Source organism: Streptomyces sp. NPDC006624, from assembly GCF_040611555.1.
Taxonomy (GTDB): domain Bacteria; phylum Actinomycetota; class Actinomycetes; order Streptomycetales; family Streptomycetaceae; genus Streptomyces.
This window is the reverse complement of sequence record NZ_JBEXOM010000001.1, coordinates 286,556-294,974: the sequence shown is the minus strand read 5'-3', so window position 1 is coordinate 294,974 and position 8,419 is coordinate 286,556. Positions and strand designations below refer to the sequence as shown.

9 protein-coding genes are annotated in these 8,419 nt (G+C 70.5%); 6 read left to right on the top strand and 3 right to left on the bottom strand.

Annotated elements, in window-relative coordinates; translation table 11 throughout:
• Positions 1–234: 234 nt before the first annotated feature.
• Positions 235–1,713 (bottom strand): regulator, encoded by a 1,479-nt coding sequence (locus ABZY20_RS01335; protein WP_356434875.1) that lies wholly within the window; start codon positions 1,711–1,713, stop codon positions 235–237.
• Positions 1,714–1,950: 237 nt separating this feature from the next.
• Here ABZY20_RS01335 and lipB point away from each other — a divergent pair, with 237 nt between their 5' ends.
• The 4 genes from lipB to ABZY20_RS01315 all read left to right on the top strand — a co-directional run bounded on the left by lipB (position 1,951) and on the right by ABZY20_RS01315 (position 5,062).
• On the top strand, positions 1,951–2,751 hold the full coding sequence (lipB, locus tag ABZY20_RS01330; protein ID WP_356434872.1) for a lipoyl(octanoyl) transferase LipB: 801 nt from the start codon (positions 1,951–1,953) through the stop codon (positions 2,749–2,751).
• A gap of 94 nt (positions 2,752–2,845) precedes the next feature.
• Positions 2,846–3,811, top strand: coding sequence for a lipoyl synthase (gene lipA / locus ABZY20_RS01325; RefSeq protein ID WP_356434870.1), 966 nt, complete (start codon positions 2,846–2,848; stop codon positions 3,809–3,811).
• 260 nt (positions 3,812–4,071) lie between these two features.
• Positions 4,072–4,284, top strand: coding sequence for a hypothetical protein (locus tag ABZY20_RS01320; protein WP_356434867.1), 213 nt, complete (start codon positions 4,072–4,074; stop codon positions 4,282–4,284).
• A 76-nt stretch (positions 4,285–4,360) separates the two neighbouring features.
• The gene (locus tag ABZY20_RS01315) at positions 4,361–5,062 is read left to right on the top strand and encodes a DUF4191 domain-containing protein (RefSeq protein ID WP_356434865.1); all 702 of its coding nucleotides are present in this window, start codon (positions 4,361–4,363) and stop codon (positions 5,060–5,062) included.
• Between the two features lie 78 nt (positions 5,063–5,140).
• Here the strand turns inward: ABZY20_RS01315 and ABZY20_RS01310 are convergent, their stop codons facing one another.
• The gene (locus ABZY20_RS01310) at positions 5,141–5,608 is read right to left on the bottom strand and encodes an RDD family protein (protein WP_356434862.1); all 468 of its coding nucleotides are present in this window, start codon (positions 5,606–5,608) and stop codon (positions 5,141–5,143) included.
• A gap of 210 nt (positions 5,609–5,818) precedes the next feature.
• Between ABZY20_RS01310 and glnA the strand changes: the two genes are divergently transcribed.
• Positions 5,819–7,228, top strand: coding sequence for a type I glutamate--ammonia ligase (gene glnA, locus ABZY20_RS01305; RefSeq protein ID WP_356434859.1), 1,410 nt, complete (start codon positions 5,819–5,821; stop codon positions 7,226–7,228).
• 112 nt (positions 7,229–7,340) lie between these two features.
• Positions 7,341–7,607, top strand: a complete 267-nt coding sequence (locus ABZY20_RS01300; RefSeq protein WP_356434857.1) for a hypothetical protein — start codon at positions 7,341–7,343, stop codon at positions 7,605–7,607.
• Between the two features lie 290 nt (positions 7,608–7,897).
• Here the strand turns inward: ABZY20_RS01300 and ABZY20_RS01295 are convergent, their stop codons facing one another.
• On the bottom strand, positions 7,898–8,314 hold the full coding sequence (locus tag ABZY20_RS01295) for an ester cyclase (protein ID WP_356434854.1): 417 nt from the start codon (positions 8,312–8,314) through the stop codon (positions 7,898–7,900).
• Positions 8,315–8,419: the final 105 nt, after the last annotated feature.

Sequence of the window (8,419 nt, the reverse complement as noted above, 5' to 3'; positions counted from 1 at the left end):
CTCAGACCGTGCCCCGGGTGCGGGTGCGGGTGCGTGGGGGCTGGGCGCGCAGTTCCCCGCGCCCCCTGAGTACCTCGACCCGAGGCCCGGATGACGGCACGCGCGCCTGCGTGACTCAGACCGTGCCCCGGGTGCGGGTGCGTGGGGGCTGGGCGCGCGCAGTTCCCCGCGCCCCTGGGCACCTCCACCCGGGACCCGGACGGCGGTACCCGGGTCGGAGGGCGCTCGGGGGGGTCATCCCAGGGTCGAGACCTTGTCCCGGTACGTGCGTACCGGGGCCGCGTCCTTGTAGGGCTCCAGGCGGCGTTCGAAGTCCCTGACGTACTCCACCGCCCTCACCGAGCGCATCTCCGCCGCCTGGCCCGCCGCTTCCGCCGCGAGCTGGCAGGCCTGGTCCAGTTCGCCCAGGCCCAGGCGGGCGGTGGCCAGGACCACGCGGCAGAAGAGACGGCTGCGGGCGTAGGAGGGGTTGCGGAGCTGGAGGGAGCGTTCCGCGTGCTGGGCGGCGGCGCGGAACTGCTGCAGGTCGCGGTGGCAGTGGCCGAACTCGTCGGCGAGCTGGGCCTCGTCGAAGAACCGCGCCCAGTGCGGGACGTCGTCCCCGGGGCGGGCCGTCTCCAGGGCGCGCTCGGCGCGGACCAGGGCAGCCGTGCAGGCCCGTACCTCGCCGAGCACGCCGTGGCCGCGCGCCTCGGAGGCGTGCAGCAGGGCCTGCAGGACGGGCGGGCCGGAGGTGCCGACGCCCTGCTGGGCCACACGGGCCAGCTGGACGGCTTCCCGGCCGTGGCCGAGGTAGACGGCCTGCCGGCTCATGGTGACCAGCACGTACGCCCCGAACGCGCGGTCCCCGGCGGCCTGGGCGAGACGGAGCGACTGCACGAAGTAGCGCTGGGCGAGGCCGTGCGCCGCGATGTCGTACGACGTCCAGCCGGCGAGCCGGGTCAGGTCGGCGGCGGCGGCGAACAGGCGGCGGCCGGTCTGCTCGCCGTAGGTGCCGCGCAGCATGGGCTCGCACTCGTGCTCCAGGTAGCGCACGAGGGCCTGGCGGGCGTGGCCGCCGCCGTAGGCGTCGTCGAGGGTGCGGAACAGCTCGCCGACCGAGCGCAGCGCGGCGATGTCACCGGCGGTGACCCGCTGCCCCGGGGCCCGCTCGGCGTGGCCGCGCTGGCGGGGCAGGAGCGGGACGCCCTGCTCGGCGGTGGCGGGGAAGCGGGCGGCGGGGCGGCCCTGGGCGGGGATGCGGGCGGCCGGCGGCTCGCCCCGGGCGACCTTGTCGTCGGCCCGGCCGATCAGCCAGTCCCGGCTGGGCACGACGAGCCCGGCCGGGGTGAAGGCGATCTTCCGCAGCTCGGCGTGGCTGCCGGAGTCCTTGCGCCACAGCCCGCTGACGATGTCCACGGCCTCCTCGGGGGTGGAGGCGAACTCCAGCCCCGCGTAGACGGGGGCGCAGGCGTCCAGGCCGAGGTCCTGGGCGGTGAGGCGGCGGCCCAGGCGCCGGGTGAAGACCTCGGCGATGAGGGCGGGCGTGGTGCCCCGGGGCTGCTGACCGCGCAGCCACCGGGTCACGGAGGTCTTGTCGTATCTCAGGTCGAGCCCGTGTTCGAGACCGAGCTGGTCCACGCGACGGGCGAGTCCCGCGTTGGAGAACCCCGCTTCTGCGATGAGCGCGGCGAGCTGTCGGTTGGGGGTGCGCTGCGCGGGTCGTTCCGTCATCTGCGGTGCGGTCTCCTGCCTTCCGGCCTTGGTGAGGTGCGCCGGTCGCCTGTGAACAGGCCTTATGCCTTGCTGGACGGCGCGAATGTAGCGGAGAGTAAGCACCCCCTCACACATTCCCCCGGACATTCATCCGATCGTGTGAGGATTGGCCTCAGGACTGACGCGTCCGGGCCGGACGTACAGTGGCTTGGGCGCGCGACGTGCCTTACACATCCGTTCGAGGAGGCGCTTGCCGTGAGTGAGTTGCGGTTCGTCCGCATGGGGTTCGGTGACCAGGCCGTCGAGTACCAGGAGGCGTGGGACGAGCAGCGCCGGGTGCACGCGGCGCGCTTCGCCGACGAGGTCCCCGACACCGTACTGCTCCTGGAGCACCCCCCGGTCTACACGGCCGGACGGCGTACGGCGGACAACGAGCGCCCCCTGGACGGCACGCCGGTCATCGACGTGGACCGCGGCGGCAAGATCACCTGGCACGGCCCCGGGCAGCTGGTGGGCTACCCCATCCAGAAGCTCCCGCGCCCCGTGGACGTCGTGGCCCATGTGCGCCGCCTGGAGGAGGCCCTGATCCGCACCTGCGCGGAGTTCGGCGTGGAGACCACCCGCGTCGAGGGCCGCAGCGGCGTGTGGGTACTCGGCGACCCGGTCGAGCGGCGCCCCGCGCTCGGCGGCCTCTCCCTGGACTTCGACCCCCGCCTGCAGGACGAGGAGTTCGACCCGCGCCTGAACGGCCCGGAGTACGCGCCGTCCAACGCGGGCCAGCGCCGCGAGGACCGCAAGATCGCCGCCATCGGCATCCGCGTGGCCAAGGGCGTCACCATGCACGGCTTCGCCCTGAACGTGAACCCCGACAACAAGTGGTTCGACCGCATCATCCCGTGCGGCATCCGCGACGCGGGCGTCGCGTCCCTGGCCGGCGAGCTGGGCCGGGACGTGACGATCGGGGAGGTCCTGCCGGTGGTCGAGCGGCATCTGCGGGACGTCCTGGAGAACGCCGAGCTGAAGCCCCGGGAGATCGAGAAGACGCCGGCGGCATAAAACGGGCCGTGGAGGGGCTGGCACCCACACAGGCATTCAAATCAACGGGCGTACCCTTGAGGACGCCGAAGAATCAATCGCTAGGGAGCCGGTCGTGTCCGCAGTCGCACCCGACGGACGCAAGATGCTGCGCCTGGAGGTCCGCAACAGCCAGACCCCCATCGAGCGCAAGCCCGAGTGGATCAAGACCCGGGCGAAAATGGGTCCCGAGTACTCCAAGATGCAGAACCTCGTGAAGAGCGAGGGCCTGCACACGGTCTGCCAGGAAGCCGGCTGCCCGAACATCTACGAGTGCTGGGAGGACCGCGAGGCGACCTTCCTCATCGGCGGTGACCAGTGCACCCGGCGCTGCGACTTCTGCCAGATCGACACCGGCAAGCCCGAGGCGCTCGACCGTGACGAGCCGCGCCGCGTGGGCGAGTCCGTGGTCACGATGGACCTGAACTACGCCACGATCACCGGCGTCGCCCGCGACGACCTGGAGGACGGCGGCGCCTGGCTGTACGCGGAGACCGTGCGCCAGATCCACCAGCAGACCGCCGGCCGCGCGGACGGCCGGACGAAGGTCGAACTGCTGGCCCCCGACTTCAACGCGGTCCCCGAGCAGCTGGAGGAGGTCTTCTCCTCCCGCCCCGAGGTCTTCGCGCACAACGTGGAGACGGTCCCGCGGATCTTCAAGCGGATCCGCCCCGGCTTCCGCTACGAGCGCTCCCTGAAGGTGATCACCCAGGCGCGCGACTACGGCCTGGTCACCAAGTCGAACCTGATCCTCGGCATGGGCGAGACCCGCGAGGAGGTCAGCGAGGCGCTGCGGCAGCTGCACGACGCGGGCTGCGAGCTGGTCACCATCACGCAGTACCTGCGGCCGTCCGTGCGGCACCACCCGGTGGAGCGCTGGGTCAAGCCGCAGGAGTTCGTGGAGCTGCAGGAGGAGGCCGAGCAGATCGGCTTCTCCGGTGTGATGTCGGGCCCGCTGGTGCGGTCCTCGTACCGCGCCGGGCGGCTCTACCGGATGGCCATGGAGCAGCGGGACGCGCACCCCGCGGCCCCGGCCGTCTGACGCTCCGTCACCGGCCTTACCCCCTGCGGGCCGGGCCAACGTGTGAAGTCGCGCACAAGACGCTACCGGCGGGTAGCGACCGATATGACGCGGTCCCGACCGTCCTCGCAGATGAGGGCACATGTCGGGACCGCGTCGGCGTTCCGCCGCTCCCCGCCAGGGCTTCATGGGTGTTTGACCGGTCGGTCACGCCCTGGTAACACCAGTGAGTGACGCTGAACTCACTGCACGTACACCCGTATCGAGGGGGGACCTCACCCATGCAGGCCGCGCCCGTCCGCGCCACCGCCATTCCGTCCTTCGCGACCGCCCTTCGCGCGGTCGAGTCGCTGCTGATGAGCAGTGGTCAGCGCACCGCCCGCCGCAACGCCTGGACCTCCGTGCTGGAGGACCGCCGTCGCGCCAAGGACCGGGTCGAGGCGCAGCGCGTCCTCGAGCAGTCCCTGTCCGGCTCCGTCTCCGTCCGCCCCTGACCCCCGGCCCCTCCCCCGCCGGCGCCCGCGGACACTGCCGTCGTCCGCGCTTGTGGGGCCACGTAGACTTCGTGGCATGGCGAGGAAGGAACCTGCAGCGGACGCTGCGAATCCCGGGCGACTGAAGCAGATCGCCCTGACCTACAAGATGACCCGCAGGGCCGACAAGAAGATCGGTCTTGTACTCGCGGCTGTCGGAATCGTCACCTTCGGTGTCTTCCTCGCGATCGGTTTCTTGATCGGTCACCCCATCTATCTCGGCATCCTGGGCCTCCTGCTCGCCTTCCTCGCGACGGCGATCGTGTTCGGGCGCCGGGCCGAGCGGGCCGCCTTCGGGCAGATGGAGGGACAGCCCGGTGCCGCTGCGGCGGTGCTCGACAACATCGGACGGGGGTGGACGACGACCCCCGCGGTGGCGATGAACCGCAACCAGGACGTGGTGCACCGCGCGGTCGGCAAGGCCGGCATCGTGCTGGTCGCCGAGGGCAACCCGAACCGTGTGAAGCCCCTGCTCGCGGCCGAGAAGCGGAAGATGAACCGCATCGTCGCTGACGTCCCCGTGCACGACCTGGTCGTGGGCACCGGCGAGGGCCAGGTCGAGCTGAAGAAGCTGCGCACGACCATGCTGAAGCTGCCCCGCGTGCTGACCGGCCCGCAGGTCACGGCCACCAACGACCGGCTGCGCGCGCTCGGCGACCTGATGAGCAACATGCCGCTGCCCAAGGGGCCGATGCCGAAGGGCATGCGCCTGCCGAAGGGCGGGCCGAAGGCTCGCTGACCCCGCACTCGACACGGCGAAGGGGCGCCCGGACCACTCCGGGCGCCCCTTCGCCGTACGTGTTCGCCGGCAGCCCGGCTAGATGCGGACCTCGACGGTGCCGGCCAGCCGGTCGTGCAGTCCGCGGCCGTCGCGGTCCCAGATCAGGGGCGGGATCGCGAGGAACAGCAGGACCGTGCGCAGGGCGGAGCGCCAAGGGCTGACCCGGCCCGTGCCCAGGGCGAGCACGCGCAGGCCGAAGAGGCGCTTTCCGGGCGTGCAGCCGACCGTACCGACCGTGAGCACCATCAGGGCGAACATGATGAGGGGCGCCCAGATCTGCGCCGCCTCGTTGTAGCTCTGGGTGATGAGACCGTATGCGATCAGCAGACTGAGGCCCCAGTCCACGGCCAGGGCGCCCAGCCGGCGGCCCGGGCGGGCGATAGAGCCGGGGCCCTCCTCGGGCAGACCGAGCTGCTCGCCCCGGTATCCGAAGTCGACACCGGCCTCCTCCGCCGCCGCGCGGGGCCCGGAAAGCCACGATCCGAGTGCTTGCCTGTTGTCCACCCGTCCACGGTACTGCGCCCGTATATGACCGGGGCACGGCGGGGTGCGTCGGGGCTACCGTGGGAGGAGGCCCGGTTAACTTGTGCGAAACAAATGAGTCACGCCCGAGAAACCACCCGTCCCTAGGGTCGAGACCAGCGTGTGCCACCCGCACTGGCCGCACGAACGAACTACCACCCCGGCGGGACGGTCGGGAGTAGGAGGAGCTGGATGTTCCAGAACGCCGACGAGGCCAAGAAGTTCATCGCGGACGAGGACGTCAAGTTCATCGACGTCCGCTTCTGCGACCTGCCGGGTGTGATGCAGCACTTCACGATCCCCGCATCGGCCTTCGACCCGGCCGAGGAGCTGGCCTTCGACGGCTCCTCGATCCGCGGCTTCCAGGCCATCCACGAGTCCGACATGGCGCTGCGCGCGGACCTGTCGACCGCCCGGGTCGACCCGTTCCGCCGTGACAAGACGGTCAACATCAACTTCTTCATCCACGACCCGATCACGGGCGAGCAGTACTCCCGCGACCCGCGCAACGTGGCGAAGAAGGCCGAGGCCTACCTCGCGTCCACGGGCATCGCCGACACGGCGTACTTCGGCCCCGAGGCCGAGTTCTACGTCTTCGACTCCGTCCGCTTCGCCACCAGCGCGAACGAGTCCTTCTACCACATCGACTCCGAGGCCGGCGCCTGGAACACCGGCGCCCTCGAGGACAACCGTGGCTACAAGGTCCGCTACAAGGGCGGCTACTTCCCGGTCCCGCCGGTCGACCACTTCGCCGACCTGCGCGCCCAGATCTCCCTGGAGCTGGACCGGGCCGGTCTGCAGGTGGAGCGCCAGCACCACGAGGTGGGCACCGCCGGCCAGGCCGAGATCAACTACAAGTTCAACACGCTGCTCGCCGCGGCCGACGACCTGCAGCTCTTCAAGTACATCGTGAAGAACGTGGCGTGGCAGAACGGCAAGACCGCGACCTTCATGCCGAAGCCGATCTTCGGTGACAACGGCTCGGGCATGCACGTCCACCAGTCGCTGTGGGCCGGCGGCCAGCCGCTCTTCTACGACGAGGCCGGTTACGCGGGCCTGTCGGACACCGCCCGCTACTACATCGGCGGCATCCTCAAGCACGCCCCGTCGCTGCTGGCCTTCACCAACCCGACGGTGAACTCCTACCACCGCCTGGTGCCGGGCTTCGAGGCGCCGGTGAACCTGGTGTACTCGCAGCGCAACCGCTCCGCGGCCATGCGCATCCCGATCACGGGCTCGAACCCGAAGGCCAAGCGTGTCGAGTTCCGCGCGCCCGACGCCTCCGGCAACCCGTACCTGGCCTTCTCGGCCCTGCTCCTCGCGGGCCTGGACGGCATCAAGAACAAGATCGAGCCGGCCGAGCCGATCGACAAGGACCTGTACGAGCTGGCTCCCGAGGAGCACGCGAACGTCGCGCAGGTCCCGACCTCCCTCGGCGCGGTCCTGGACCGCCTGGAGTCCGACCACGAGTTCCTGCTCCAGGGTGACGTCTTCACCCCGGACCTGATCGAGACGTGGATCGACTTCAAGCGCGCGAACGAGATCGCCCCGCTGCAGCTGCGTCCGCACCCGCACGAGTTCGAGCTGTACTTCGACGTGTGATCGGCGCCTGATCGAGGCATCACGCCCGCGCCCCCGCTGCCGTACGGACAGCGGGGGCGCGGGCGTGTGTTCTATTCTGTGGGCAAGGAGCGCACACGGGGGTGGAGCGGCGATGCCCGAGCACGGACAGGACGGTCAGGAGCGCGAGTTCGACCTGAGATGGGCGGACGACGCCGAACACAAGGAGCCCTCGGCGCGCGCCCGTATGCTGGCCGCGCGCTGGAAGGACAACCCTCCCGGTCCGGTGCCGTTCCGGCCCGACCCGGAGCACGTGGGGTCCCGTCGGCGGTCCTCGTGGATCTCGACGGCGGTGGTGCTCGGCTGCGTGGCCGCGGTGATCGTGCTGCTGGGGTACGTCAACTTCCGGGCGCCTTACTGATCGTTTCAGCATGAGACGCTTGGCTGGAGAGTTGCGCGCTGCGATGAGGCGGACTCGGCCCTGTTGTCGTACAGCTGCGGCGAACGAACATGTAGCGCTGTGTGATTGCCCTGGTGCTCGTTACGGCCAGGGCGGTGCCCGGCCCGCGCAGCCCGGGGTGATGGGGCATCGTCCAGAAGGTGACGCCGCGGTTCCCGGTGTGGGCAGTCGGAGAGTTTCGCCCAAGGCGCGCGCCGTCTGTGTGCGGCGGTGGAGGGGTGCAGGGCGTGGCCCTGTCGAGGCCCGTTTCGTCAGGCGGGCGTGCCGGCCGTGAGCTGGTCCATGATGTCGGCCAGGTTGTAGTGGGCCCGCTTCTCGATGATCTTCCCGTCCTTGAACGTGAACAGGTTGAACATGGAGAAGCGTACGTGTGCTCCGCGTGGGGGGATGCCGTAGTAGTCGCCGCCCTGGTCTCCTTCGACCACGACGTAGGCGCCGACCTTGTCGGCTTCGGTGACGGTGTCGAGGACCGTCAGGCGGATGCCGGTGAAGGCGTCGACGTGCTTCTTCTCCGCGTCGATGAACCCTGCGGCGCCGGGCCGGGGGCTGTCGATCTGGGGGTAGAAGACGAAGTCCGGGTGGAACATGCCGGTGAGCGTGTCGTAGTCGCCCTGCTGAAGGGCCTGGTAGAAGCGGTGTACGAGGTCGGCGTTGGTTCCGGTGGACATGTGAGCGGGTCCTTCTCTGTCGTTCTGGCACGGCGCAGGGGACGCCGCGAAGGGTCGTGCCGGGGTCGGGACTCGACGTGCTGCGGGCCCCGACCCGGGCACAAC

Bases quoted from the DNA above. Each gene is read 5' to 3' on its own strand.
- glnA (WP_356434859.1), top strand. From the start codon at position 5,819: ATGTTCCAGAACGCCGACGAGGCCAAGAAGTTCATCGCGGACGAGGAC.
- ABZY20_RS01320 (WP_356434867.1), top strand. From the start codon at position 4,072: ATGCAGGCCGCGCCCGTCCGCGCCACCGCCATTCCGTCCTTCGCGACC.
- ABZY20_RS01295 (WP_356434854.1), bottom strand. From the start codon at position 8,314: ATGTCCACCGGAACCAACGCCGACCTCGTACACCGCTTCTACCAGGCC.
- ABZY20_RS01315 (WP_356434865.1), top strand. From the start codon at position 4,361: ATGGCGAGGAAGGAACCTGCAGCGGACGCTGCGAATCCCGGGCGACTG.
- ABZY20_RS01300 (WP_356434857.1), top strand. From the start codon at position 7,341: ATGCCCGAGCACGGACAGGACGGTCAGGAGCGCGAGTTCGACCTGAGA.
- ABZY20_RS01335 (WP_356434875.1), bottom strand. From the start codon at position 1,713: ATGACGGAACGACCCGCGCAGCGCACCCCCAACCGACAGCTCGCCGCG.